Here is a 25,304-nt window from a genome sequence, read left to right on the forward strand (position 1 = left end):
CTGGCCGGTCCCGAAGCTGGACATCCGGGCCCAGCAGGCCGACAGGTAGAGGGCCCGGATTTTTCATTGATCAGGAAGTGGGGATACATGGCACTTCTGGTTCGGAAGGGGGTGGGGATAGCTCCCACTAAGCAATCGAATAGCTGGATACGGAAGAGGGGCTGGTGGTGGGCTGCTCGAACCCGATTGTTCCGGTTGCCGGTCTGAATGGCTGACTCCGGCTGCGAAACAGCGTTTACCAGAGCATCGGCGGGTAAGGTGCGGTCGGCTAGCGGGGCATCATTCTGTAAGACGCAGTCTGCTAGCCCGGGGGCCAGGTCATCGGGCGTCCACCCAGGATATGCAGGTGGAGATGAAAGACAGTCTGGCCCCCGTTGTCACCGGTGTTGATGACAAACCGGTAGCCGTCTTCTTCCAGCCCCTGCTCCCGGGCAATTGATCCGGCTTTGGCGAGCAGCTGACCCAGCAGGCCGACTTCGTCGGGCCCGGCGTCCTTTACGGCAGTAATGTGCTTTTTCGGGATTATCAGAATATGGGTAGGGGCGGCCGGGCTGATATCATGGAAAGCCAGGACATCAGCGTCCTCGTAGACCTTGTTCGCGGGTATATCCCCTGCGATAATTTTGCAGAACAGACAGTCACCTGACATTTTTAAACTCACTGGGTATCGATTGGCCTATTGGCTTGGCAGTATTCTTCTGGCAACCATTGTAGTAGGGAACGGTAGCGATTCCAAACGGGGACTCATGACCAGATTCATTCAGCTTTTAGTAGTGGTTCTGATTGCACCAGTTTTACTGGTTGCCCAGGACTCAACCAGTCAGACCCCGGTTTACGGCTATGAGGTAATCAATCGCTTCCCCCATGACCCTACCGCTTATACCCAGGGCCTGCGGTTCTTTGACGGCATGATGTACGAGGGCACCGGCCGTCGCGGTCAGTCCTTGCTGAAAAGATATACTCTCGAAAGCGGGCAGATCGAGCAAATCAAAAGGCTGGGCGACCGGTATTTCGGAGAAGGCATAGAAATTGTCGGAGATCGGATCTATCAGCTTACCTGGCAGGCTCATATGGTCTTTGTTTATGATCGGGAATCCTTCGAACAATTGGATACCTTCTACAATCCTACCGAGGGCTGGGGCCTTACGTTTGATGGTTCGGAGCTGATTCTCAGTGACGGCAGCGCGAATCTGTATTTCATCGATCCAACCAATTTTGTCACCACCAGGAAGGTTGAGGTCACGCTGGAGGGTAATCCGGTGCCTTCACTCAATGAGCTGGAGTTCATAGACGGTGAGGTCTGGGCCAATATCTGGCAGACTGATTTTATAGTGAGAGTTGACCCTTCCTCCGGTAGGGTCAATTCGCTGGTGAATCTGACCGGGCTTTCCGAGCTGACAGTGCAGGGTGATCCTGAAGCCGTATTGAACGGCATCGCCTACGATGCAGAACAGGACAGACTGTTCGTTACAGGCAAGTTGTGGTCTGATCTCTTTGAGATCCGGTTGATTGCCCCTTAGCAGGCAGCATGAATTACCCTGGGGGTAAGCGAAATGTGGTTACAGAAACAGATACGGCTGAGTGCCAAGCCCCGGGGTTTTCACCTGATAACCCGTGAAATACTCCGACAGCTGCCGGAACTGGGGCAGGTCCATATTGGCCTGGCGCATTTCTTCCTGCAGCACACCTCTGCCTCCCTGAGTATCAATGAGAATGCGGACAGCAGTGTACGTCGGGATATGGAATCCCACTTCAACGTGCTGGCTCCCGAGAATGCTCCTTATTACGAACACATGCACGAAGGGGCAGACGACATGCCTGCTCATATAAAATGCACCCTGATCGGTTGTGAGGTGACTGTGCCGATACATCACGGTGAGTTGATGCTGGGCACCTGGCAGGGAATCTATCTGGGCGAGCATCGGGACAACGGTGGACGTCGTCGGCTGCGGGTTACCTTGACGGGAGAGTCTGCGGGCGGCCCGGGCTGATCATGCCGGCGTCGGTGCTGGTGCGGCGAGTCGTCTGGGGGCTGCTTATCGTCCTGCTGCTGATCGGGCTGGCTGCCTGCGAAACCATCGGTTACTACGGCCAGGCAGCCCGCGGACAGCTCAATATCCTATGGAGTCGGGAGCGGATTACCGACCTGCTGGCGGACGACTCCCTGCCGGCGGGCTTGCGGCAGAAGCTGCAAACAGTGCTGGAACTCCGCGCCTTCGCGACCCGGCAGCTGCAGCTGCCGGCCGCCGATTCCTACCTCAGTTACGTGGAGTTGGAGCGCCAGCATGTAGTCTGGAATGTCTTTGCGGCACCGGAATTCTCTGTTGACCCCCTCAGCTGGTGCTACCCTGTCGCCGGCTGCGTCAGCTATCGCGGCTACTTCGACGAGGCGGATGCCCGCCGTTTTGCCAGCCGCCTCGAACAGCAGGGGTATGACGTCTACACCGGCGGGGTGGACGCCTACTCCACGTTGGGGTGGTTTGATGATCCCCTGTTAAGTACCGTCATTCAGCGCCAGGACTACCAGCTGGCGGCGCTGCTGTTTCATGAGCTGGCCCATCAGCTTCTCTATATTCCCGGTGACACCACCTTCAACGAAAGCTTCGCCACCCTGGTGGAGCAGGAGGGGCTGCGCCGCTGGCTGAACAGCCAGGGCGACAGCGAATCCCTGGCCCGGGCCCGCCAGGAAACAGAACGTCGCCAGCAATTCGTCGAACTGGTGATCGATTACCGCGACCGCTTTGCCGCGCTGTATGAGCTGGAGCTTGATGACGCCGACAAGCGCCTGCGCAAGGTAGACCTGCAGCGGCAAATGCGCGCTGCCTATCAGCAGCTCAAGCAGAGCTGGGGCGGGTCAGGGGCCTATGACCGGTGGTTTTCCGAATCCCTGAACAATGCGCAGCTCTCCACGGTGTCATCCTACAACGAGCTGGTTCCGGCCCTGGAGAAGCTTCTCCAGGAGGAAGAGGGCGATCTGCAGTCGTTCTACGCCAGGGTCGAGGCGCTTGCGGGGCTGGATCCGGAAGCAAGGAACCAGTTACTGAATTCAGTCGGTACCGCCAGTCGCTGAGGCAGACGATTGGTGCGAGCAGGCCCATGGACAGGGCAGGAGCCTGCTGATCGCGGCTGCGAGGCGTCGCGCGCTGGGAATGACCACACTCTCTAGCCGAACGTGACAACGGCGCAGAGGCGCTCGGCAGACCTCCCGCAGAGCAGTCAAGGCAGTTAATCAGAGCTTTCCTAATCTGTTCCTTGCGTGGTGGTGATACGTTTTTTGACCGTATGATCTATAGCGCGCAGGGTAGGGCTGAAATAGGCGAAGAGCGCCGACAATACCACCAGCAGCACGCAGGCTCCGGTAATGGCATTAGCGGCACCTGCCCGGTCAGCGGCAATGGCCATGGGGAATACGCCGATCGGCGTGAGCCCGAACGACATCATCATCAGGCTGCTCATTCTGCCCCGCATCTCGTCGTCGGTCAGTATCTGAATCGCTGCATTGTTGACTGTTTGCGCGGCACTGGCAAAGGCGTTGGCGAACAGCAGCGGTAACAGGGCGACATAGAAATTCGGGGTCTGAGAGAAAACCCCCAGGAATAGGCCGAAGGCCAGCGTTGACCCCACCATGAGTCGCAGCCGTTCCTGGGAATCGCCCCGTTTTACTATCCAGATGGATCCCAGAACACCGCCGATACCCCCTATGGCCATCAGGGTACCCACGCCGCTTTCGCCCATCTGCCAGGCCTGTTCCGCCAGCATGACGAGAATGTTCTGGAACGGCATGGCCACGAACATGGGCAGCAGGCCAAATAACAGGCAGATCATCATGGGGCGGTTGGCGCGCAGATAAGAGAACCCACCCGCGACGTCTGCCAGCAAGTGTTGCCGGGGTTTGTCCGAAGTCGATGATCGGCTGGTATTGACGCCGAACATGCACAGAATACCCAGCCCATACAATACCGATGACACCATGTAGGCCGCCACCGCGGAAAACTGGGCAATGACCAGCCCCATGATTGCCGGCCCGGCAACCCGGCTCAGGTTCATCACCGCGCCGGAGAACGCCATGGCACTCTGCATGCGCCGCGGGCCGACAACGGTGGCGGTTATGGCCATCCGGGCCGGCATAATAAAGGGAAAGGCGCAGCCGGACACGAAGGCGGTGCAGAGCATGTGCCAGAACTCCAGCCGGTCCAGCAGCAGAAGAGTCAGGATAAACAGTTCGTTGGCGAGGATCAGCACCTGGCCGAAAATGACCAGTTGCCGGCGCTCCACCCGGTCGGTGATGGCACCGCCAAGCACAGAGGCGAACAGCAGGGGAACGGCCACTACCAGGTTGATATAGGCCAGCGAAGTGGCCTGTCCGGTCAGATTCCAGGCCAGGATGGTACGGGTCAGCATCTGGCCTTGCATGGCAAAGAAAAACGCCACATTACCAAGAAATAGCCAGCGGAACTGGTTTTCCGAGAAAACTGCGAAGGCGCTCTCCCGGGCGGTTGGACGCTCAGTGGTCGGCGTGGAAATAGTCTGGTCCTCCTGGAAGCGGCGGCAGTATAGCGCAGCTGGCCTGGGTTCGACACAAAGAAAGGCGCCTGGCCGGGATTCCCGGCACATTGATTTGATTACTATCAAGCAAGTGGGAGGTTGAAGTTGACTGCATCCATTACACAGACTTAGGATGACAGCACACTCAGCGCTGCCCCGGTAACGCTGGAATCATTACCTGCCAAGGAGTTGACACCTATGAGCCATAGGAAAGATTACGAAAAATCGCTCAAAGCCAAGTTGGAACAGCTGGAACAGGACATTGACGCGCTCAAGGACAAGGTAAAAGATGTGGAGGCAGATCTTGAGCATGAGGAAAAAGTTGAGAAGCTCCATGATCTGAAGGAAGAGGCAAAGGAGAAACTCCACGAGTTGATGGAAGCCAGTGATGACGCCTGGGAAGATCTGCAGGAAGGCGTGGAGCATTACTGGTCCGCGCTGGGGAATGAAGTGAAGGCCTTTGAGAACTTCTTCAAGAAATAGTCTGCAGTGGGCCGGGTGCTGCAGCGGGTCCGGCCCGATCGAATTCAACGTAACTGGATACCTTAACAGACCACGTTCAGCCGGCACGGTTGATGAGGTTTTCAATCTGGCGGCGCTCATCAATAAATTTTGCCCACCAATAGCCCGGGCTGGCGTGGTTTGGAGTATTTATCTGTTTGAAAAATAAAGGGTATAAATAAAAGATAAAAAAAGAAAGGTCCAAGCGCCTGACAAGCCCCAGCGCTTCGGCTATGCACTACCCATTCGATTCGCCGCCGGGTCTTATCAGCACGACCCAGTCTTCGCCATTGGTTTGAAGCAATGTCAAACCGGTTGCAGTGCACCCCCTTTGGCGCGCCTGCACTAATGCTGCGAATAATCCTACAGGCTGGACAGTCCGAAGTCATAGGGGTAAATTCGGGGGCTATCCCAGTCAATATCAATAACAGGGAGATGGCTATGCGTTTCCTTACCTTACTCGTTCTGCTTGGTTTCACCAGTTCAGTGCAGGCCCAGGGCTTTCTCGATTCCATCCGTCGGCGTGTGACCGACACCGTCGACAATGCGGTGGACGAGGTCCGTTCCATCACCAATCAGGAAATTAATGACGTCAACCAGGATGTCAGTCAGTCCACGGACGGCATCGTTGAAAACGTGGTTCCGCAGGTGCCGACCACGGTGGGGATTCCCGCTTCGTCGTCATCGGTGCCAACTGCTGTAGTCAGTGAGACCACCGGACTTAGCCAGGGCACCCTGCCGGATCCGCTGGTCTGGGGCACCCCTTCGGGCAATGATCTGCGGGCTATCGATCAGGAAATCCAGGGACTCCGCCTGGGTATGCCGGCTATGTTTGTGGATGAGATTCTCAGGGAGCGCGGTTATGAAAGTTTCCAGCTGCAGCAATACCATAAGCGTCAGACGGACGACGCCGGACGCCTCATCCGCACACAGCGAATAAGCTATTACACGGTTCAGCCCACTCAGGAGTTTATCGATGAACTGGAAAGCGGTGAGCTGAAAGACATGATTCTTGAGGCGCAGCGGGTAATTAATGCGAATCAGCAGGCGGCTCAAGATGCCGCAGCAACCGCGCGTGATGCCCGGACCCGGGAATCAGGACGAGGCTCAAGCGACACTAACGTCCCCAGGAACCTTGAGCTGGTCTACGTCATACTGTACGAGCAGCTTTATGATCAGAATAATACCCAGTTTGATCTGGATGCCGCGATTGCACAGGTTCGTGGGGTTTTCGGCCCTTCCACTTTTCCTTTTGATCCCAATCTGCCCAGGCAGGGCATGGCTTTCAACAAATCGCCGGATCGTACCTTGATTTACCACGATGCCTCGTTGCTTTCGGAAGACTACAAGACTGACCTGGTCAAGTCGGTACCGGGAGTGAAGCTGGGCCATATGTCGGCGGTCTACAACGCGCTTCTGGCGCCGTGCGGCGGACCGGAAAGCCTTGGGGTTGCTGGCGGCGGCGGTTGCCCGAATGGCTACCTTGATGCCTTCCCTGATTTTGACAAGCAGATGGAGCTCAACCGGGCCGTGCTGAGCCCCTACATGCGCATACAGGGCGCACGCTCTACCGCTGGTATCGAAACGCGCCTGGAGTGGAGTTATCTGCAGTCTGAGCGCGGGATGCGGGAAAGTCATGCACAGGAAGTGGCGCGGGAAAATGCGCCCCCCGCACAGCTGGATTTTTAACGCAGCAGCGATTCCAAAATTAATCAGAGGTTCCTTAAACTGGCTTAAGTCAGGCATCGATAAAGCAGGTTGCCCGGGCTTTCCAGAGGGTCCTCATGAGGGAACCCGTTAATTTAGCCGCTAAGCATCATCCAGTCTCAGGCTCTGCGGCACTGCACTGCTGTTCCAGTGCAGTATGCCGCCGTAGATGTTGGCAACCTTTTCGTGTCCTGCGTCCTTGAGAATGTTAATTGCCAGCGCTGAACGTTTGCCTGATCGGCACAGTGTGACTACGGGTTTATCGGTGGGGACTTCGTTAACCCGCTCTCTCAGCTCGGACAGCGGGATAAAAATGGCGTTGTCCAGTGCCTTCATGGCCTCGTCCAGTTCTTCAGGCTCCCGGACGTCGAGGATGGTCACTGATGGCTGGTTATGCATAACCCAAACCGGTTCTACCTCCGGAACACCCGCATAACTGATGCGTAGATCCGCCCAGTCCGGTTCCGGCGGCAGTTCGCCGGACTCGGGCTTGCCGGAGCGCAGGTTGTTGGGCACGGCCTCGTCAATTTTCTTGGGGTGGGGCAGCTGCATGGCGTTCATGTACTGGACGAAGTCGTTCTCGTTGGCTTCACCGCCTGCCCGTGGATTAAATGCTTTTTCCTCGCCGATGGTGGACTGGGTCCGGCCGTTGTAATCGTGCGCCGGGAACACGGCGCAGTCATCGGGCAGGGTGAACAACGTTTCTGTGATTGAATGATAGAGTCTCGCTGCGTTCCCCTGCTGAAAATCACTGCGCCCGCAACCGCGGATCAACAGGGTGTCTCCGGTGAAAACCTTGCTCTTGTCGGACAACACGAAGCTCATGCAGCCGTTGGTATGCCCCGGCGTCGCGCGGGCTACCAGCGTTACGCCCTCGACGCCAAACGATTCCCCATCCTGCAGGGCGATGTCCATGTTCTCTGCCCCGGCGGCGGCTGAAATGGCAATCCTGCAGCCGGTCTTCTGTTTCAGCAACCAGGCAGCGGTAATGTGATCGGCGTGGGCATGGGTATCAACCACCAGCCTGAGGGTCAGCCCCAGCTCCCGCAGCATCGCCAAGTCGCGTTGAAACTGCTCGAACACGGGATCAATGAGCAGGGCTTCGCGGCTGGCTTCGTCGGCCAGCAGGTAAGTGTAGGTTGAGGAGGTGGCGTCATAAAGTTGTCGAAATATCATAATGTGTCACCTGCTAAGGGAAGAATACGAGTGGCCGGATCAATAGCAATAATTCGCCGGACAAATTCCAACAATCAAGGGGGCTATTCGTCGATGGAAGAATAGCCCCCTGTGACCTGGTATGCCGTTTACCTTAATAGCCACATCAGTCAGCCGCCTTGAGGGAGTAGACCCGGGGATCGAAGGCAGCGTGCCGGGATAGAATATTGACAGCCAGTTCCTCTCGCTCTTCATCCTGGGTCCGGACGAAAAGCAGCAGGTGCCCTTCGTCGACCTGCTCTTCCAGGTATTCGGCGTCGCTTTCATGAATAATCACCGCCAGCAAGGCGCCTACGCCGCTGAAAACGGCAGTGGTGGCCGCCGCCGCTGCGATTGCGCCACCCAGAATGCCTGCAGACGCAACAACCGCCCCGCCGGCTACCGCGGCTCCGGTGAGGTAAAGGGTGCCCAGCAAGGCATGCACAGTATCCCCCACAGATTCTTTGGCCACAAATGCCGTGTCAGGCGCGCCTGAGGAATCCGCATCCTCGTTGATCTCCTCGTAGAGGTGGCCAAGTTTCTCACGCACCGTGAACTTCCCGGCCAGGAGACCAATCTCGTCGTGCTGAAAGCCCGACTCCTGCAGGTCTTTAATGGTTTCTTCCAGTTTATGGGAGTCAAAAAAGATTCCTACAGCTTCGCGGATTGGTTTGGCAGTTTGCTGGTCTGTCATGGGGCTGATCCTCTCAATGTCCAAGTTTTCACTTCCAGTATAAGAGCCGTGCCAGACTGGATTATGATATGAAACAAAAAATTGCAATTGAGCAATCACGGGAGTGTCAACTTACTGACCTCGCCGTCGGGCAAGTCCGCTATTTCAGACGGCATGGGGCAGCGGGAATCGGGCATTCGACGTTAGCATGTGAGGCGGGGGGTGATCTGGAATCTTGCGGATCGCCAGGCCTGGTTGATTTGTGCGGTTCAGTCACTCGCCTGTCATCTGGTGGTGAGAGTATTGTATGCTGGCATAAGGAGGTATTGGCATCATGATCAGGCAGGTGCTTTTAAGTATTGCAGCGGTCGCCGTATTTCAGTCCGGTTCCCAGGCTTTCGCCCAGTGCGAGTCAGTGCGGGTATCCGAGACCGCCCGTGGCAGCGTCTTTGTCGACGACAATGGAAACGGCCGACGTGACCCTGGCGAGCCCGGGGTTTCAGAAGTGGCGGTCAGCAACGGCTGCCAGGTGGTGCTGACTGACAGTGAGGGGGAATATCAGATAGACCTGGCTCCTTTGCAGCTGCTGTTTATCTCCAAGCCGGCAAATTTTCTGGTGCCGGTCGACGATGACAATGTTCCGCGCTTCTATTACCGCTATTACCCTGAGGGGACCCCTGCTGCGATCGAAGGCACGGCGGTGGAATGGCTGTTCCCGGTTGCAGATGCGACCGGCCCACTGCCTGAGCGGATCGACTTTCCTCTGTTACCGCTGCCGGAGCCATCAGATACTTTTACGGCCCATGGATTTGCCGATCCCCAGGCCCGGTTTGAATTGAGCCAGGACATGCTGCGGGAAGACCTGATCAACCCACTGGTTGATAACCCTTACGGGGTGGACTTTGGTTTGACCATGGGCGATGTAGGTTACGACAACCTGGCCGTCTATCCACGCCACCGCACGATGATGGGGCTGATGGGGATACCCCAGTGGTACCTGCCCGGCAATCACGATATCAATTTCGAAGCGCCGGACGCCCGCTACGCCAATGAAACCTACAAGTTGTATTTTGGACCGACCTACTACTCATTCAATCATGGCAACGTCCATTTCGTTATCCTCAATAATGTGGAATACGCCGGCGCCGGGAAGGAATTCATCGAAGAAGGTCGCTACCGGGGTTTTGTGCCTGCCCATCAGTTGCGCTGGCTGGAGCAGGATCTTTCCCACGTACCCCATGATACGCTGCTCGTCATTGCTACCCACATACCACTCGTTGCTATTGCCGATGATGGACGCTCGGAACCGGCCCGCGGTCCGGGCACGGAAAATTTTAATGAGCTGCTGCAAATACTGGCGCCATTCGAGCATCTGTATGGTCTTGCCGGTCATGACACCAGCAACAGCTGGAAGGTTGAGGTCAATCATCGCCATGGCTGGGGAGGGTTGCCATGGATTGCCCACACCCTGGCTGAAGTGCGAGGTAATGGCTGGACACAGGGGCCTGCCGACCTGCGCGGCGTGCGGGATGCCATGATGGAGGACGGCAACCCCAATGGTTTCTACGTGCTGCGTTTCGACGACGTGGAGCTGGTTCCTGAATTCATCCCGTTCCCGTTCGGACCGGATGCCGGGCGCCGATTACGCATTACCCTCGACCCCCTGCTGGAGGAGCCCGCTGACGGTGGCATCCATCGCGGGCGCTTGCAACCGGGCACCCGGCTGGTGGTCAACCTGTTTGACGGGGGAGCGCGGGACCGGGTCGCAATGTCATTGGACGGAGGCCCGGAGCAGGCCATGATTTATACAGTCAGAATCGACCCGTTCGTGACAAGAGCTCATGAGCGCTACGCGGATACCGATGATGCCTACGGGCGCGCAACCCGATCTTCGCATGTCTGGGAACTGCCTCTGCCAGGCGGGTTGGAACCCGGCTTACACCATATAAAAGTAACCAGCGAAGATGAGTTCGGACAGCGCCGGCGCGGTGATTTTACCTTCGAGATTCTCTCTGATTAGTAAAGTGTGCGCCGGGCTGCGGGATATTCGTCAAGACTGCTGTTCCGGCAGGCCGAACACAGTCTATTGGCTCTCCAGCCTGGCAATGAATGCCAAAGTTTCTCTGATCACATCTTCGGTAATGCGCATGTGGCCACTGTCGGTATAGTGAATAAAATCATGCTGAACACCTGCGGCATTGAGCGCGGTGACAAAGTCGATTGCCTGCTGAATCGGCACAGAACGATCATCATCTGAATGAATGACCAGCAGGGGCCTGGTGCCGGGGCCAATGGAATGAATTGGCGAGGCAAGCCGTCGGGCCTCCAGCGGATCACCCTCGATCGGTGTCCACAGATTCCCCCAGGACAGAGTATTCAACTCATAGGGTCCTGCGACACTGATGGCAGCACGGATGTCGCTGCGCGCCTCTTCCCAACCACCAACCCGCTCATAGGGGCCTTCGCCCAGCGTCGCCGCCAGCGCCACCAGGTGGCCACCCGATGAATCGCCGATGAGATAAATGCTGTCAGTGTCTATACCATACTCGTCGGCATGGGCATGTACCCAGCGGATCGCTGTCTGCAAGTCCTGGTAGGCGGCGGGCGCGGGCGTTGCCCCGACAAGCCGGTAGTCAATGGTCATGGAAAAATAACCCATGCCTGCCCATTGGGCGATGTCCAATGCGTTGGCGTAGTCGCGCTCGCCGGCGCGCCACCGCCCGCCATGAACATAAATAATTGCCGGCAGATCGGCCCCGTTGACCGGGTAGGCGATGTCTGCAAGCACGGCCGAACCGTTGGTGCGGCTATAAATGACATCGTTCTCGATTGAGATCGGCGTTTGTGCATGTGTACCGATTGGTGCTAAAACCATCAGCAGTGTGAAGGTGATGATCAGTCTGTGCATGTGCTGCTCCTTATCAAATAGCAATGTTTTAGGGGCCGGCCGCTGCTTTTGCATGGTTAAAACCGAACTCGGACTTGAGAGTTTCTCATCTGCCCACGGCCAACAGCAGGCTCATTTCAAAAAAGCTACAGCAACGTTCTTCCGCGCTGGTACTGCTCAGTTACAGTCGGCTGGACCTGGCCCCTATTCAATGAGCAGCCTGAACCTGGAGAGGAAATTAGACTGCTCAATGCGTGCTGACTTTATTGTCAAACTCGTTTCGTCGATCAAATACCGGTGCGATTTCAAGTAACGATGGCAAATCTTTAGTTCTAACAAGTTCTTCTGTCAATGCTTTGGATTGTGTATTACCCCGAACCTGAATAGCTGAATAGACGAGCGTTGCTATAGTCGCGAGTGCGCCAATCAGCTCTCCAATGCTTCCCCAATCTTGAATTGCCATATTCTTATTGAGATCCACTACGTTACGTAAAAGTAACTACCTGGGTAAAGCGCCCCCTTTCGACTTGTAACCATGTTAAAAATTCCGCCTGACGTAAACAGTAGTTGCGCGTTCGCTTTGCCAGAGATGTGAGTTGGCCGGCTTCCAACCTTCCTGGCGGCGGCTTTCGCCCGATTCTTTTGAAAAACCCAGCCAGTATACCGACGTAATTAATCAAGGGCTCAATAATTGTATTCGCCAATAGCCGACTTTGAAACTTTTTGTAGCCAGTGGGCGGCACGCGGCTTTCCTTCCCCTTTCCTGCCCGGGGTTATTCTCCAAAAACCTGGTTGCTCTAGTTACATCAAATAAGGCAAGGTTAGGTCTCATCGGATTCGAGAGTTTGAGCGTCACGGCGAATGTCGAACATAAATTTTAATGAAGCAGCGATACCCGCTATTTCAGCCAGTCCGATACTCGGTGCAAGCCAGTACTCAATAGAATCTGCAGGACGTTCTCCAACTGCACTTGCTTCTGCAAAAAAGCTGAATGTACCGAAAACCAGACTAATTGCGAAAACGACAAACAATGAGGTGACAATCCATACTTGCGATTTAGATAGTTCCGCACCCACCATATAGGCGCCTATCAGGTATCCGCTGACTACCGTAAAGTAGAGCGCCATCGCTGTCATACCATAACCTATAAGGCTGAATGTCAGCTCAGCACGTTCATATTCTGTCACGCTATTCTCCTAAGAACTATTGCAGATTGGGTTTGTGGTTCGTTGGGATTGGTTTATCTACTCATTGTTCTATTAGGGAGCCTCTGATTAATTAGGGAATCGCTCCGGCTTTCAGGTGAGGTCACTGACGAGGCGCCTTGCCGCCGGCATGCGTCGGCCTGTCAAGGCGTGGCAACGAAGGCAGTGAGTTCGCCTGAAAGCCACTTCGGGCGGTGCCTGTCGGGCGCCACTGCGGCGTTGTCGCGCTTGGCACGGGCTGGGCGCCATTCCCTGCGCACTACGCCTTGAAGTGACGCCCGACAGACTCCCGCAGAGCGATTCCCTAATTAATCAGAGGTTCCTTAATATTTGTGCCGACTCGCTACAACCCTAGGTTACTTCCGGAGCCAGCCAAATGCAGCCATCTAGTTTCTTTCTGATTGTTCAGTTGGGCATAGTTAAGAACGCATTAATGGTGGCATTGATGAATCTGTTTGCTACAAGATCTGCGCCAGCCGCACCCGGATGCCCCCATACAGTCTCAATAGGCTGCAGTGAAACGTCACGAATGAAACGACTTTCATTTCTCGAATCGTTAACTCTAAAATAAAGATCAGATGAAGCAGGCATTAAAAGCACTCGCGCTCTGATCGAGCGGAGTGTGTTTTCCAGATTACCGTCCTGACCAGGAGTATCTGCTACATTATGATTCTGCCAGGTAATGGCCTGGGAAAGTAGATCATTGGCGTCATTACCCAGGAAACTTTCTTCTCTTCGCTTTATCGCCTCATCCAAAGTCAGGCCTTGGCTAAGATAAGTTTCTCTACGCCACCATTCTGGGGAGTAAATCCATGCGGCCCAATGTGCACCAAGGGCTCGAATTCCTTTCTCAGGAGGCTGAGTGTATTCACCATTCCGCCAAGCTGCATCTGCCATAATTGCTGCCTTGGCACCCTCTAGCCGCACTATGCCAAATGGATATTCCCTGGCGTTACCACTCAGCACGACTATCCCATCCATGTACTCAGGATAACTCACCGCCCACTGATACGCCTGTTGCCCCCCCATTGAAAATCCAACGACGGCGAGTAGATGTGGAATTCCGAGCTTTTCTGTCAGTAAGCGGTATGCTGCATTAACGTTATCGCGAATTGCGATCTGTGGAAATCGAGGTCCGTCCTGGGGCGGGGGCGTGTTACTGGGCGACGATGACCAGCCGTTTGCAAACAGGTTAGTTCGAACTATGAAATACTTCGCCGGATCTAGTGCCGCACCTTCCTGAACAAGAAAGCTCAACTCATTGTTGTTGGAGGCAGAGTAAGATGAAGGAACCAGTATGGCATTTGATTTCTGTTCATTTAATACTCCATCTGTCGTATAAGCGATTTTTGCGTTTCGTAAAACCTCTCCATTCTCGAGCCTGAAGTCTCCCAATGCGAATATCTCTGGGGTTACCTGCCCATATACCTCCAAATAAGGAAAGCCGGACAGAATCAGTGCTGCGAGGGCGAGCGTTGCGGCGCGTTTAGCTACTCTGAATGCTTCCATTAAAACTCCCTAAATTTATTGGTGTCTACAACTACGTATCAGCAACCGGCCAGAAACGATCATCTAATTGTATTTACATCCTTACTGCGACTCAGAACTTATGGGCCATTTCACAGCGTACCAAATAATCAGCACTGTCAGGGTGATCTCTAACACCACAACTATTTGATAGAAAAGTGCCGACCCAGGAAATGTCAGGGCTTCGATGATGGTGTAGAGAAGTCCCAACAAAACCTTCAGCCAGCGGCTCAAAGAGGGTGAGAGTACCGCAGATAGGAAGATCATCAGGGCTGGGACAGCCAATATCATTGATACTACAACGAAAATGATATTATTTGCTTCGCCAAGCGGTCCTATTCGCCCAGCTGCCATATCTTGTATAGTTCCAGGCAAATACATGCTGAAATAGTCATTATAGACATATAGGAACATTAGAGACGCCCACAACAATGACAGTTAGATATTTACCGACACAGGAAATCTGTGCAGAATGCGCCTTCCTTCGCCGTCGTCCATACTTCCCTCTTAGTGCTCTACATGTTTTTTCGATTAGCTTCAGTAATTACAAATTCCTGGAAATAGCAATAGATATGCTTTAGTTATTTTCTGCATCCGGCCAGAACCCGTCGTTCGCCGAGAGCTCTTCGAGAATCTTTGGACATTTCGGATGAATGACTGCGCATATATAACCTCTTTAACAAAATGCGAGGGGTTTTTATGTATCCTCCAAAGTATCAATAAGATCTTTCAAAGATTCTCTGAGAGAAAGAAATCTGGAGAGATATTGACTTTGGACTACCATATGCAAAAAAAGAATTTGTTCAAACTCCTTGTTATCTTGGAGAGAGGAGAAATCTACCGGATACTTTGGTTTAAGCCCATCCTCTTCTCTGAACTGCAGGAGATGTAACGCTGTACCTAGCCACCCAGCGATGATACCAGCTGGTATGACAGAGTTGTGCCTAATATCCAAGGCGACTTGTTCTATATCTTTGGCCAGCTGCAATCTTGAATTAAATACAGAGATCGCATTCTGTATCTGATTATTAAGTAGGCCCATTTCGCCTGAATAAACCAATTGATCAATTGTTTTTGTGTCTGCGTAAAACTGCGTTATACCTGTAAATCGCCCAAAAGCGTCGATAAGTTCTGCTTGAGTAACAGTTTCAGGATTGAGCATATAGTTTTTTAACGAAATATTACTTTGTAGCGTACGCTCCACACGATTAATCGTTCGATCTAGTTGAGAAAGGTTTCTTTGAGAATCAGCTTTAAGTGCTTCAATGTTGCTCTGAGTAGTTTTGTTTTCCAGTCTATATTGCCAGCCTGCGTCTATCGCAAAAGCGAGGAGGATTGAGAAGACAATAACAATTGCTTCAATTGAAAATCTTTTCCAAGGAATATCTTGATTCATTTTTTGGCTAATTTATGTGTAGAGCAGGTTTCGGCCAACAGCGGGCCTTTAGGCCATCTGCATTCGTTGTGTGGCGAGGCCGACCCATTGCACAGTTTGTTATGTGCCGGTCTAACCATAAAGATACATTGAAGATCACTTGCAGTTGTCTGTGATCCAAGGAATCACAGAAGCTTCTAGGTCAGCAAGGCCATTTCCAGCTCTCAGATTGTGATCAGTATCTATTTGTACATGTTCAAATGGGTTAGCTCCAGCTTCTTCTGCCGCAATGACATAACGTTCCACAACGGGTGCTGGAACAACTGCATCCTGCAAAGCTTCTATAATTAATAGAGGTCTGTTTCTAAACTCATTCATGCGAGGTGTTGGATCAACTCGTACTTGCAAATCGTTATACGTATCCCGGCCAGTGTAGCCGCTCAGCCCCACAACGGCATTATCGAAACCCGGGGGTTCTTCGCCATCAGGAATTGGTCTGGAGCTTGCTGATCCACGCCCACCGGGAGCAACACCGACAGTACAAGCAATGCTTTTATCTTCGATACCTGCAATAAGTGCGTTCCATCCTCCAGCACTGTGTCCAATAACAGAGATTTGAGATGCATCAACATCCATTTCTTCAGCGCTTTCTCGGACATACACCAATGCCGCTTCAACGTCTTCTATTCGATTGTCAAAGCTGTATCTACCACCATTTCCCCAAGAGCCTCGAAAATTGAAAGCGAGCACATTAAACCCAGCCTCCCAAAGCGGTAGAGCTAGTCCTCCTACGGTCTGGTAGACTGCCTCGCGCAAGACTGGGCTACCTGGGTGCCCGTGCAATAGAATCGCTGTAGGATGCGGTCCAATGCCTTCTGCGAGTAACCATGTGCCAAACATTGTTTCGTCACCGCTCGGAATGGGGGCAAGTGCACGTGTAGGGGATTGAGCTAGTGTCGAATGACTTATAAAAAGAAACGTGAGTAACAAAAATACGCGCATTAGCTGGTCCTTGTTATCTGGTTATTTTCGTTGGTGATCAAATAGATTGATCTGTGTCCGATATTTCGAGACACATAACATTTATATACTGAGACTCCCTCGCTTGTTGCCAGGTATCCGAACCGGCTCATTTTCTCTTCTTATCTCAGCTCTTTAACAGCTGCTCACGGCCTCGGCCACAAGCGGACAAAGTTTCGTCGGACGCGAACACACTTACATCAGCCACAACCAGCCGACTAAAAATCATTCAAGTGAATCCGATGCCCCCTTGCTTAATTTGTATTCTAGTTCCGTGGAGAAGTTGCTCACCACATTGGCGATCACGGGCTGTTGCCCATCGCCCCAATTACGCCTATAACCTTGATCGACAAACTTTGTAAACAGTAATCGATTGTTAACAATGTCCACGGCGTATGAAGGATAGGGGTCCGTAAAATAATTCCCAATAACTTCCGCACGGCGTTGCTGAACACGGAATTCCGTGTCGTAGTCTATGTCCAGGGTAACGAGTTCTACGGGCCGAGTGGTGCTGAGATAGTGAAGGCGGTTGTTACTTCCCCACTGCGGTTCGTCTCCGCCGCTGGTACTTACCCGCCACCGATTAGCCTCGGTATCCGGGTATGGGCGCACAAAGACTTCTCGCACGCCAGTCTCGAAACTCACGTAGGCGAGAAGTCTGCCATCAGGTGAAAGACTCGGTAGCGCTTCACCATACTCAGAAGCAACAAGCGGATTGATTGTTACATTTTCTGAAGCTGGTGTGCTGCTTAGAATATCTGCGTCATCGCCAAGACCCCGCTGGAGGATCAGATCACCATCAGGAGCGACGCTGCGCGGCAAGATTAACGATTCTCCGGGGATCACTCTGGCTGTTTCGCCCACGCCCGAAGCGCTGACTTGCCAGATTCCGTAGGCTGCCAAGTCATCAATCTCGCGATTAAAGAAGAGGCTGCCGCCATCTCTTGACCACACCGGATTTCCTGCATCGCCCGAATCGGTAACTCTATTCAGAATACCCGGCAGGTTGACATCATAGGTCCAGATATCTGCGACTCCATCGTTCTCCAGAGTCAGCGCGATTCGTTGACCGGAAGGAGACAGCGCGATTTCGGTATAAGGCCCTGGAGACAGGTCTATCGCCTCCTCATTGCCGTTAAGATCACGCCAGACCGGGGATCGCTGAAACATTGTCGTGACATTGGTACCTGGCAAATAGATCAGCGTCCCGTTAGGCGATACGGCGTAACTGGCGAAATCGTATAAGGACTCGTTCTCGATTCCATCAATAAGTGGCACCGCAGTTCCCACGATCTGCAGTAAATCCGAATCGAAATGGACACCCCATAGATCATCACCCCGCATGAATACCAGCTGGTTGGAGTTCATCAGGCGGGCATCGTAGGCATTATCGATCAGTTGTCGTCTCTCTCCGGTTTCGATATCGATTGACATCAGTACTGGCTCACCAGGATCTGCAGATGAGTTGTCCCGATTCGCTGTATAAAGAATGTTATTCGTTCCAGGTATCTGCGCGGGGGACTGGAAATACGGTAATTCAAGAGCATCGAAGAGCAAAACGCTTTCCCGAGTATCGAGAGCATATTTATACACCAGGTCGGATACGTAATCCTGATAGATGATGTGATTATTGTCGAGCCAGTTGTAGCCATTTACATTCACATTTTCAGGGCCTGCCTGTGGTGATCCTCCGGATAGGGACAGGATATTCAAATCACCATAATTTTGACGTATCGCAAGAAGTCGGCCATCGGGTGAAAATCGACCCCCATCGATATACTCATCAGACTCCAATAGAACCCTCGCCCCAAACTGCTCCATTTTCCGCGCATTAAGCTGAAATAATGCGCCGTCGAAGCTGGTGAATATCAACTCTTCTCCATCAGGTGAAAATTCGAACCTCGTAATAAAGTTACCGATACCAATTGGTCGACGAACAATGGGACCAAGGTTCAGGTTGGAGCGCGTCGGCGTCAGGGAAGCGCCTGTCGCATCCATTGAAACCGATTGTCTTGCTGCGTCAAAGTTCGAATCTGCAAAGCGATCGAATACCTGGATTCCGGCAACTGCCAGCACCACGATCAGGATCAGGTAATTGATTGGCTGGGCAGAAGTGGCGGGTGATCCAGACGTCGGCTGGACCCTATGGTCCGGCTTAACCCCGTCCGGCGTAACTTCGTAAGCCCAGGCAGCAATCAACGTTGGCAGGAAACCCAGGATTAGCAGCACGGTGATAAACGTCACCGTCCAGCCAGGCATCTGCAGCGCCGGTAGCACGGTATCCGCCACCTGAATCAGAAGCCACGCCACCACGGCATACACCGCCGCGACGCGGAAGACCTTCCTTCTTTTTAGTTCGTTGATTAGGTTCATTGTGGGTCTGGTGGCGCCAATCGGTCTAGCTCCTCGAACCAGTTTTCAACCACAGTAAGCCGGACCTCTTCATCCGACCTGCCTATATCGGCGCTGGAATTCAGTTTGAATGTCAGAAACCGTTCCCCATCGCCGGATACCGCGTAACTCGGTGGATTACTGGTAATAATACAACAATCAGGCAGCAGTGCTTTTGGTGTGCCGGGAATAAATCCGTTTTCGGTCTCGAATTCCACCGACATCAGCGTGTTGGATTCGCGATAAAACAATTCACTGCCATTGCGGTTCCACAGGGGCTCAACACCTCGCACATTACTGATCAGCCATTTCCCGTTTTCCACGTCCGGGTAGGGACGGACATAAACATGAAAGTCCCCGCTTTCTCGGGAGACGTAAGCGATCCAGTTGCCATCCGGCGAGACTTCAGCATTGAAGTAGGGGTAGTCGGCGGGAAAAACCGGACTGGCTATCCAACTATCGTCGCGATAGCTGAGTGTTTTAAGTGTGACGTTTGCGCCCGAATTTATCAGGTACAGCAGCTCCCCACTCGCTGTAATAAATGAACTTGGACGTGCATCTGGTTCACTGGTTAGCTGCTGTGGCTGTCCGGTTCCGTCGGCGTTTATCAGCCAGATTCCCTGGCCGGTTTGGCTATACGCTAGTCTGCTGCCATCCGGTGACCATTTGGGGTTACGGGCAGTGCCGGAGAAAGTACGGCGGCCAAATGTCTCGCGAGTGAGGTCGTAGACCCAAATATCGCTGCTGCCGTCTTCTTCATTCCTGGTAATCGCAAGCAACTCATTGTCAGGCGATAGCTCCGGATCAACATAATAGCCCGTTGGTAATGGGATTTCTTCGTTAGCGCCCTGGCGGCTCAGCCAGGTATATCCCGGCTCGATGCGCTGATATTCATCACCAGGGAGATAGACCAGCCTGCCAGTTTCGGAGAACGCATAGTTGGCAAACCCATTCGCAGGGTAACTCTCTATGCCTTCAATCACCGATACTTCTTCTCCCACGACCTGCATGCTCTCACTGTCGAATGGCACTGCCCACAGGTCGCCAGCCCGGATAAACACGATATGGCCACTGTGGGCGTAGCGTGCCATATAGCCATCGCGTATCAGGGTTTGGGAAGAATCACTATCCAGCTTATGCAGCCTGATCTCCGAGCCTTCTGTGCCCATATTGGAGGCCACATAGTTCCCGCTCGTATACACAATAGCGTTGCCGCCGGGCAGGGCTTGCGGATCGATATGCCATTCGTCAAGTCCCTCAGGTGCAGTAAGCCGGGTATCATTTTCGCTAGACAGAGACATACGATGGATGCTGCGATCCCCATCAGTGAAGAGAACCTCATCATCGGACAACCACTTACTCATCCCGAAGCCAATATTTGCCGGGATCGACTGCAGGATTCCGCCGCTGTCGGCGTGAATTCGCAAAGCGACTCTTGTGTTTGTCAATAACCGTGTGCCGCTGGGAGAGATAACATAGGCATCATCTGATTCTCCGCTAAGAATATCGATGTCCCCGCTTGCCATGTTTCGTGAATACAATTTCCAGGGCAATGCGTCGGTCGAGTCGGTGTAGATGAGCTGCCTCCCATCGCTACTCAAGTCGAACAAGACCACAGCTCCGGAGTTAGTGTCTCTGGTCCATGGAATCTGCAGATTGATCTCGGATCGTAGAACGCCGCTTCGTGGGCCTTCGTCTGTGGATGATGAACCGGCCAGACCGAACACTGAAGATTGGAAAAGGAATCGATCGGCAATCTGGAAGCCCGCCACCAACAACACCAGCACAAATGTGGCGATCAACAGCGTCTGGTTAGGCGCGGCAGATTGGGCGGCGAGCGATTGGGGGGTAGCTGCTGTGACAGACTCCGTGCGGCTTCCTTCCGGGCTGATTTCATAAGCCCAGGCGGCGATAAGGGTAGGAAAGAAACCCAGGATGAAAAGTACCGTGACGAACGAAACCGTCCAGTCCGGCAATTGCAATGCGGGTGACAGCGTATCGGCCACCTGAATTAACAGCCATGCGACCACCGCGTACACGGCCGCGACGCGAAAGACTTTGCGGCTTTTCAGCTCTTGAAAAAAGCTACTCACTGGTAAGACCCTTGGCGGAGTGGGGACAACCCCTCTACATGGCTTGTTATTTTGCTCAAAACTTTACCACAGCGTGCCGAAATTTGAACGATTTTCGCGGGGATTTGAGGCATCCGAGCGAAAATCCCTAAGGACGGCTTAGGGTCGATACCAGTCTTCAGAGCGCCTGCTCGGAAAAGCCGCCAGATCAGCGGGATTTCAATTCTGACTATTTCCTCTTTCGGATTGGAGCGGACCATTTGGTTAAAATTTAACCGGTAAGATGGCCAAAGCGGCCCGTAGGTGGCGGTCCGGACCAATTCAAACTTGAGGGAAATATTCCGTTTTCAGTATAGAAAGCGTATTCTGACCCTCGTTTTCAATTGGCCAGAACAAGGTTCGACTTACCGTAAGGCTCTCTGAACCAAATGACCGACTTACCCTGGGTGCTAATCTGGGTGTCCTTGTCGGGTTAATGTTTCTGGGCCTGTAACTGCAGCAGAATGGCAGGATGTTGGCTTCGCAGGCAAGATCGATCCGGCAGGAAATTCGGCTTACCGATTATGTCCTTCCTGTTACTGAAAGTTTCGCTCAGGCCCTGATAAAGTATCGAAGAAACGATTAGCTGCCCGAATACGACGATCTTCTCATCAGGAGAGGTGTGGATATGACTCTGACGAATTCCCAGTTTGTCTGCGCTGAGCAGTTGAATGGGTTGCTTGAAGAGTCGGGTTTTCCTGTTGATGCCTGGATGACGCTGTTTGGAAGCGATGGTGGGTCAAATCAAGGTTACGGGCCCTGCCTGACCGAATACTGGTAAGAAATAAAGTCGATAAATTATGATCAGGGATTCGTTGTATGGATGGATGAAAACGTAGTTAAAAAAGCCAACTAACTCGGTTGGCAGGAATCAGTAGTTATTCAAATCAATCGAAGAACGAGGTAACCCAATGGTAAATAAATTACGCAACTTATTAGTCGCAGCTCTTGTCATGTTGTCTACATCAGCCGTTTTTGCCCAGAGTGAAGAGAGCCTGATGACCTATGACCTTGCCACCACGGCTATGAATGCCGCGGAAGCCTATGCCCGCGAACAGGGTTGGAACGTAACCATCCTCATTACCGACCAGAATAACAACGTGGTCATGGTACGTCGGCTGGATGGTGCCGGGGCGCGAACCTGGGATTTTGCTACCGCCAAGGCGTTGGTAGTCAATGAAACCGGTCTGACCTCTGGGGAATATGGCACGCGCAGGGAGGCCGGGACTATTGATGAAGTTGAAGGTGGCGTCACCTTCGCCGGTGGAGTACCCGTGTTTGTGAACGGGCAGCGTATTGGAGCGATTGCTACAAGTGGCGTGCGGGCCAACCAGGATGAAGAGGTTTCTGTAGCCGGGGCCGAGGCTATTGGCAGTGCCTCAAACTAGCGACTATCTTCAGTTGCCTTTACGCGACTGATGCCTGTTGCATAAGTATGCTTCAAAGGAGGCGCTGATGAGACGCAGACGATCTATCAACCAATTGCTGCTGGCAGTTATCACTGGCAGTCTGCTCGGTCAGATTAACGAAGGCCTTGCCCAGTCCCTTCAGTGAGGCTGTCCAGCACGAGAACGCACCGAGCCAATATGATCCTTACGGTGCCCCGCCGCCGCAGTTTCGTATCACTCACTGTGTAGGCATCGCCAATGACGGGTTGGTTTACGTCTGCGATCGCACAAACGATCGCATCCAGGTCTTTCGGAAGGACGGGACATTCGTCGATGAAGTATTCATCGCAAAAGAAACCCTGGGAAGCGGCTCGGTATGGGATATCGCATTCTCGAGCGACGCCGCACAGACTTATCTGCTGGTGCCGGACGGGACCAACCAGGAGGTGCGCGTTCTGGTGCGCTTTACGTTGGAGGTCGTCAGTGCATTTGGCCAGGCGGGTCGATGGGCGGGGCAGTTCTACGGCGCGCACAACATCGCAGCAGATTCGCAAGGCAATCTCTACATCACCGAGACTTATGAAGGAAAGCGGGTGCAGAAATTCCGCTACCAGGGAATGGGGGCAGTGAATACGCCTTGGGTGCAGTAGACTCTGACTCTCTGTTAAGCTGGCCTGTTCTGCCCGGGCGGCGGCATTTCTGTGATGGCATGACCTTTGATCTTCGATAGCTGTGGTCAGAGCGTAAGAAAAGCAAAAGCACAACTAACCAAAGGCAAAGCCAGTGCGTAAAGAGCGCTTTGTCCTTCGATAACTTCGGGAGAACACCATGGGGAAGAGAGTCACTTTTTTCACACTGTACTGCACACTGTTTGCTGCCTCCGCGGCCTATGCCCAGCAGCCTGCTGAGGCCCTGGTGCCAGGTGCCAGGTATGTTGCGCTTGGCAGTTCGTTTGCGGCCGGGCCGGGTGTTCCGGCACAGCTGGGCAGCTGTGGACGGTCGGATCATAACTATGCAAATCTCGTTGCCAGTTCTCTGAATCTCACCCTGACCGATGTCAGCTGTAACGGCGCGACCACCGATAATATCCGCAACACACCGCAAGGAGACGCGGCTCCTCAAATTGAGGCCGTCAGTCCGGACTCGGCGCTGGTGACGGTCACTATTGGTGGTAATGACATCAATTACACTTCATCGACTTTTGCCTGCAGTGGGACAGCACCGGACGAGCACTGCACCGCCAACCTTGATCGGGCCTGGATCAATGAGGCTGTAAACCAACTGCCGGCCAAGCTGAGTGCGACCTTCGATGCTATCAGGGCCAAGGCGCCGCAAGCCATCATCGTACTGGTGACCTATCCGCGAGTGTTTCCTGTCGATGCAATAAGTTGCGGTGAGCTTCTACTGAGCGCCGAGGACACCACCTACCTGGCTGACCTCGGTCAGAAACTCGAAGATATTTTCGTGAACGTTGCATCGAGCCGGCAGGTCCTTATCGCTGATTCCTATGTGCGAGCGGCAGGTCATGGGCCCTGTGCACCAACTGCTGAGCGCTGGGTCAACGGAGCCACCGTGGCGGACACGGGTATACGCTATCATCCCACGGCAGAGGGTCATATCGAGATGGCCCGGCTTGTGCTGGCCGCATTGGGAGTAAGCGAATAGCAAGAGCCGATAGAACGAGTAGAAGCAAAGCAATGACAGTCGGGAGGCTTATGTCGCAGATAAGAGCGTACTTGCGGAGGACAACAGGTGCACGGCCACCCTTCACAAGCCTGAGTGACGCCCATGGGAGATGAAACTGACCGGTATCAGGATAAACAGACCGTAGCAGAGTATTGGGATAAGCACACGGATGACACATTCACAGGAGATACCTATTGGTTGGCGCATCTCCATGTTTGCCGGCGTTTCCACAGGAAGTCAGTGGGCGGTGAAGAAAACTACCACTGGGTAAATTTCTGTTCCGAGCGCTTTTTACGTGACGCAAACGATAAGCCTGCGCAACGGGTTCTGAATATAGGGTGTGGAGAGGGTGAATTGGATAGATATCTCGTCAGCATAAACGCTGCCGAGTCTATAGATGCAATAGATATAGCACCAAACCGGATTAGGATCGCGAAGGAAAATGCCAGTCATGAGAATTGCGCTGACCGCATAAACTATACTGTATCCGACGCAGAGTCATCAGCCTTCCCGCGCAGCGATTACGACGCAATACTGTTCGATTCCTCACTGCACCATATCAATAACCTTGAAGCTGTCATAGAGAGATGCAGGTTCAGTTTGAAATCAAACGGCGTGCTCATTGTGAACGAGTACATCGGTCCTAATCGCTACCGCTTTAACGACCGGGAACTGGAAGCCATGCGAGCGGTGTTTCAACTGATACCGGAAAAATATCGCGTGTCTCACATGGAGCCCGATCGGGGCAAGGTAAGAAAGGAAATGGGATTCCCTGACCCGCTGGAAGTAGAACGTGTTGATCCTTCGGAGGCTATTCGATCTGAAGACATTGTCAGTGCCATACGACAATTTTTTAATATCGAGGTGTTCAACCCACAGGGAGGTTCTCTGTTGCAGTTCGTATTGCAGGGTATCATCGGCAACTTTAGAGCAGGAGATGGCGAATCGGAGCGGATACTGGATATGTTGTTTGCCGTTGAAGATGCCTTGGTTGATGTGGGCGATATAGAGCCCCACTTTGCCTTGATTATTGCCAGACCCAAAAGTTAGCTGTCACCAGAATGAAGCTGAACGCAGTCATCCCATGGGGTAGA

24 protein-coding genes are annotated in these 25,304 nt (G+C 53.3%); 11 read left to right on the forward strand and 13 right to left on the reverse strand.

All coding sequences use genetic code 11. The features are described from left to right. Positions 1-301: 301 nt before the first annotated feature. Complete coding sequence (locus R3F50_12425; GenBank protein MEZ5491107.1) at positions 302-649, reverse strand: histidine triad nucleotide-binding protein; 348 nt, start codon at positions 647-649, stop codon at positions 302-304. A 97-nt stretch (positions 650-746) separates the two neighbouring features. On the opposite strand from R3F50_12425, the gene R3F50_12430 reads away from it, so the two are divergent. Genes R3F50_12430 through R3F50_12440 form a run of 3 tightly spaced genes read left to right on the forward strand, consistent with a single transcriptional unit; the run spans position 747 to position 3,070 of the window. Then, complete coding sequence (locus R3F50_12430) at positions 747-1,520, forward strand: glutaminyl-peptide cyclotransferase (protein MEZ5491108.1); 774 nt, start codon at positions 747-749, stop codon at positions 1,518-1,520. Between the two features lie 33 nt (positions 1,521-1,553). Then, positions 1,554-1,991, forward strand: coding sequence for a secondary thiamine-phosphate synthase enzyme YjbQ (locus R3F50_12435; protein ID MEZ5491109.1), 438 nt, complete (start codon positions 1,554-1,556; stop codon positions 1,989-1,991). 2 nt (positions 1,992-1,993) lie between these two features. Next, the gene (locus R3F50_12440) at positions 1,994-3,070 is read left to right on the forward strand and encodes an aminopeptidase (protein MEZ5491110.1); all 1,077 of its coding nucleotides are present in this window, start codon (positions 1,994-1,996) and stop codon (positions 3,068-3,070) included. A 170-nt stretch (positions 3,071-3,240) separates the two neighbouring features. Here R3F50_12440 and R3F50_12445 read toward each other — a convergent pair whose 3' ends face one another. Beyond that, complete coding sequence (locus R3F50_12445; GenBank protein ID MEZ5491111.1) at positions 3,241-4,614, reverse strand: MFS transporter; 1,374 nt, start codon at positions 4,612-4,614, stop codon at positions 3,241-3,243. A gap of 129 nt (positions 4,615-4,743) precedes the next feature. Between R3F50_12445 and R3F50_12450 the strand changes: the two genes are divergently transcribed. Together R3F50_12450 and R3F50_12455 are read left to right on the forward strand one after the other, a co-directional pair. After that, the gene (locus R3F50_12450) at positions 4,744-5,028 is read left to right on the forward strand and encodes a coiled coil domain-containing protein (GenBank protein ID MEZ5491112.1); all 285 of its coding nucleotides are present in this window, start codon (positions 4,744-4,746) and stop codon (positions 5,026-5,028) included. 459 nt (positions 5,029-5,487) lie between these two features. After that, positions 5,488-6,735, forward strand: a complete 1,248-nt coding sequence (locus tag R3F50_12455) for a hypothetical protein (protein ID MEZ5491113.1) — start codon at positions 5,488-5,490, stop codon at positions 6,733-6,735. Between the two features lie 120 nt (positions 6,736-6,855). Here the strand turns inward: R3F50_12455 and R3F50_12460 are convergent, their stop codons facing one another. Both R3F50_12460 and R3F50_12465 read right to left on the reverse strand, forming a co-directional pair. Next, on the reverse strand, positions 6,856-7,929 hold the full coding sequence (locus R3F50_12460; protein MEZ5491114.1) for an MBL fold metallo-hydrolase: 1,074 nt from the start codon (positions 7,927-7,929) through the stop codon (positions 6,856-6,858). 145 nt (positions 7,930-8,074) lie between these two features. Then, positions 8,075-8,641 carry a hypothetical protein gene (locus R3F50_12465; protein ID MEZ5491115.1) on the reverse strand — a complete coding sequence of 189 codons (567 nt, stop codon included), beginning with the start codon at positions 8,639-8,641 and terminating at the stop codon, positions 8,075-8,077. A 313-nt stretch (positions 8,642-8,954) separates the two neighbouring features. On the opposite strand from R3F50_12465, the gene R3F50_12470 reads away from it, so the two are divergent. Next, on the forward strand, positions 8,955-10,640 hold the full coding sequence (locus tag R3F50_12470; GenBank protein MEZ5491116.1) for a calcineurin-like phosphoesterase C-terminal domain-containing protein: 1,686 nt from the start codon (positions 8,955-8,957) through the stop codon (positions 10,638-10,640). 63 nt (positions 10,641-10,703) lie between these two features. Here R3F50_12470 and R3F50_12475 read toward each other — a convergent pair whose 3' ends face one another. From R3F50_12475 to R3F50_12515, 9 genes are all read right to left on the reverse strand, one after another. Further along, a complete protein-coding gene (locus R3F50_12475; protein MEZ5491117.1) occupies positions 10,704-11,528 on the reverse strand; it encodes an alpha/beta hydrolase in 825 nt (274 codons plus the stop codon). Positions 11,529-11,754: 226 nt separating this feature from the next. Further along, on the reverse strand, positions 11,755-11,970 hold the full coding sequence (locus R3F50_12480) for a hypothetical protein (GenBank protein MEZ5491118.1): 216 nt from the start codon (positions 11,968-11,970) through the stop codon (positions 11,755-11,757). Positions 11,971-12,328: 358 nt separating this feature from the next. Then, positions 12,329-12,694, reverse strand: a complete 366-nt coding sequence (locus tag R3F50_12485; protein MEZ5491119.1) for a hypothetical protein — start codon at positions 12,692-12,694, stop codon at positions 12,329-12,331. Positions 12,695-13,117: 423 nt separating this feature from the next. Then, positions 13,118-14,221 carry an alpha/beta fold hydrolase gene (locus tag R3F50_12490; protein ID MEZ5491120.1) on the reverse strand — a complete coding sequence of 368 codons (1,104 nt, stop codon included), beginning with the start codon at positions 14,219-14,221 and terminating at the stop codon, positions 13,118-13,120. 81 nt (positions 14,222-14,302) lie between these two features. Further along, positions 14,303-14,671, reverse strand: coding sequence for a DUF6326 family protein (locus R3F50_12495; protein MEZ5491121.1), 369 nt, complete (start codon positions 14,669-14,671; stop codon positions 14,303-14,305). A 265-nt stretch (positions 14,672-14,936) separates the two neighbouring features. After that, entirely contained in the window at positions 14,937-15,635 is a 699-nt protein-coding gene (locus R3F50_12500) for a hypothetical protein (GenBank protein MEZ5491122.1), read from the reverse strand. A 135-nt stretch (positions 15,636-15,770) separates the two neighbouring features. Beyond that, positions 15,771-16,616 (reverse strand): alpha/beta fold hydrolase, encoded by an 846-nt coding sequence (locus tag R3F50_12505; GenBank protein ID MEZ5491123.1) that lies wholly within the window; start codon positions 16,614-16,616, stop codon positions 15,771-15,773. A 243-nt stretch (positions 16,617-16,859) separates the two neighbouring features. Beyond that, on the reverse strand, positions 16,860-19,007 hold the full coding sequence (locus R3F50_12510; GenBank protein ID MEZ5491124.1) for a hypothetical protein: 2,148 nt from the start codon (positions 19,005-19,007) through the stop codon (positions 16,860-16,862). Further along, the gene (locus R3F50_12515; GenBank protein MEZ5491125.1) at positions 19,004-21,118 is read right to left on the reverse strand and encodes a hypothetical protein; all 2,115 of its coding nucleotides are present in this window, start codon (positions 21,116-21,118) and stop codon (positions 19,004-19,006) included. The genes R3F50_12510 and R3F50_12515 overlap by 4 nt, the downstream gene beginning before the upstream one ends. A gap of 646 nt (positions 21,119-21,764) precedes the next feature. Between R3F50_12515 and R3F50_12520 the strand changes: the two genes are divergently transcribed. From R3F50_12520 to R3F50_12540, 5 genes are all read left to right on the forward strand, one after another. Beyond that, positions 21,765-21,917, forward strand: a complete 153-nt coding sequence (locus R3F50_12520) for a hypothetical protein (GenBank protein MEZ5491126.1) — start codon at positions 21,765-21,767, stop codon at positions 21,915-21,917. Positions 21,918-22,047: 130 nt separating this feature from the next. After that, positions 22,048-22,524 (forward strand): heme-binding protein, encoded by a 477-nt coding sequence (locus R3F50_12525; GenBank protein ID MEZ5491127.1) that lies wholly within the window; start codon positions 22,048-22,050, stop codon positions 22,522-22,524. A 146-nt stretch (positions 22,525-22,670) separates the two neighbouring features. Further along, positions 22,671-23,174: a hypothetical protein gene (locus R3F50_12530; GenBank protein MEZ5491128.1), complete on the forward strand. Its 504-nt coding sequence runs from the start codon at positions 22,671-22,673 to the stop codon at positions 23,172-23,174. 178 nt (positions 23,175-23,352) lie between these two features. Continuing rightward, positions 23,353-24,189 carry an SGNH/GDSL hydrolase family protein gene (locus tag R3F50_12535; GenBank protein MEZ5491129.1) on the forward strand — a complete coding sequence of 279 codons (837 nt, stop codon included), beginning with the start codon at positions 23,353-23,355 and terminating at the stop codon, positions 24,187-24,189. 123 nt (positions 24,190-24,312) lie between these two features. Then, a complete protein-coding gene (locus R3F50_12540) occupies positions 24,313-25,260 on the forward strand; it encodes a methyltransferase domain-containing protein (protein ID MEZ5491130.1) in 948 nt (315 codons plus the stop codon). Positions 25,261-25,304 lie beyond the last annotated feature (44 nt).

The sequence above is a fragment of the Gammaproteobacteria bacterium genome (assembly GCA_041395725.1).
Classification (GTDB): domain Bacteria; phylum Pseudomonadota; class Gammaproteobacteria; order Pseudomonadales; family Pseudohongiellaceae; genus NORP240.

Excerpts from the sequence above, each read along its gene's own strand:
- R3F50_12425 (MEZ5491107.1), bottom strand. The coding sequence starts at position 649 with ATGTCAGGTGACTGTCTGTTCTGCAAAATTATCGCAGGGGATATACCC.
- R3F50_12430 (MEZ5491108.1), top strand. The coding sequence starts at position 747 with ATGACCAGATTCATTCAGCTTTTAGTAGTGGTTCTGATTGCACCAGTT.
- R3F50_12435 (MEZ5491109.1), top strand. The coding sequence starts at position 1,554 with ATGTGGTTACAGAAACAGATACGGCTGAGTGCCAAGCCCCGGGGTTTT.
- R3F50_12440 (MEZ5491110.1), top strand. The coding sequence starts at position 1,994 with ATGCCGGCGTCGGTGCTGGTGCGGCGAGTCGTCTGGGGGCTGCTTATC.
- R3F50_12445 (MEZ5491111.1), bottom strand. The coding sequence starts at position 4,614 with ATGTGCCGGGAATCCCGGCCAGGCGCCTTTCTTTGTGTCGAACCCAGG.
- R3F50_12450 (MEZ5491112.1), top strand. The coding sequence starts at position 4,744 with ATGAGCCATAGGAAAGATTACGAAAAATCGCTCAAAGCCAAGTTGGAA.
- R3F50_12455 (MEZ5491113.1), top strand. The coding sequence starts at position 5,488 with ATGCGTTTCCTTACCTTACTCGTTCTGCTTGGTTTCACCAGTTCAGTG.
- R3F50_12460 (MEZ5491114.1), bottom strand. The coding sequence starts at position 7,929 with ATGATATTTCGACAACTTTATGACGCCACCTCCTCAACCTACACTTAC.
- R3F50_12465 (MEZ5491115.1), bottom strand. The coding sequence starts at position 8,641 with ATGACAGACCAGCAAACTGCCAAACCAATCCGCGAAGCTGTAGGAATC.
- R3F50_12470 (MEZ5491116.1), top strand. The coding sequence starts at position 8,955 with ATGATCAGGCAGGTGCTTTTAAGTATTGCAGCGGTCGCCGTATTTCAG.
- R3F50_12475 (MEZ5491117.1), bottom strand. The coding sequence starts at position 11,528 with ATGCACAGACTGATCATCACCTTCACACTGCTGATGGTTTTAGCACCA.
- R3F50_12480 (MEZ5491118.1), bottom strand. The coding sequence starts at position 11,970 with ATGGCAATTCAAGATTGGGGAAGCATTGGAGAGCTGATTGGCGCACTC.
- R3F50_12490 (MEZ5491120.1), bottom strand. The coding sequence starts at position 14,221 with ATGGAAGCATTCAGAGTAGCTAAACGCGCCGCAACGCTCGCCCTCGCA.
- R3F50_12500 (MEZ5491122.1), bottom strand. The coding sequence starts at position 15,635 with ATGAATCAAGATATTCCTTGGAAAAGATTTTCAATTGAAGCAATTGTT.
- R3F50_12505 (MEZ5491123.1), bottom strand. The coding sequence starts at position 16,616 with ATGCGCGTATTTTTGTTACTCACGTTTCTTTTTATAAGTCATTCGACA.
- R3F50_12510 (MEZ5491124.1), bottom strand. The coding sequence starts at position 19,007 with ATGAACCTAATCAACGAACTAAAAAGAAGGAAGGTCTTCCGCGTCGCG.
- R3F50_12520 (MEZ5491126.1), top strand. The coding sequence starts at position 21,765 with ATGACTCTGACGAATTCCCAGTTTGTCTGCGCTGAGCAGTTGAATGGG.
- R3F50_12525 (MEZ5491127.1), top strand. The coding sequence starts at position 22,048 with ATGGTAAATAAATTACGCAACTTATTAGTCGCAGCTCTTGTCATGTTG.
- R3F50_12535 (MEZ5491129.1), top strand. The coding sequence starts at position 23,353 with ATGGGGAAGAGAGTCACTTTTTTCACACTGTACTGCACACTGTTTGCT.
- R3F50_12540 (MEZ5491130.1), top strand. The coding sequence starts at position 24,313 with ATGGGAGATGAAACTGACCGGTATCAGGATAAACAGACCGTAGCAGAG.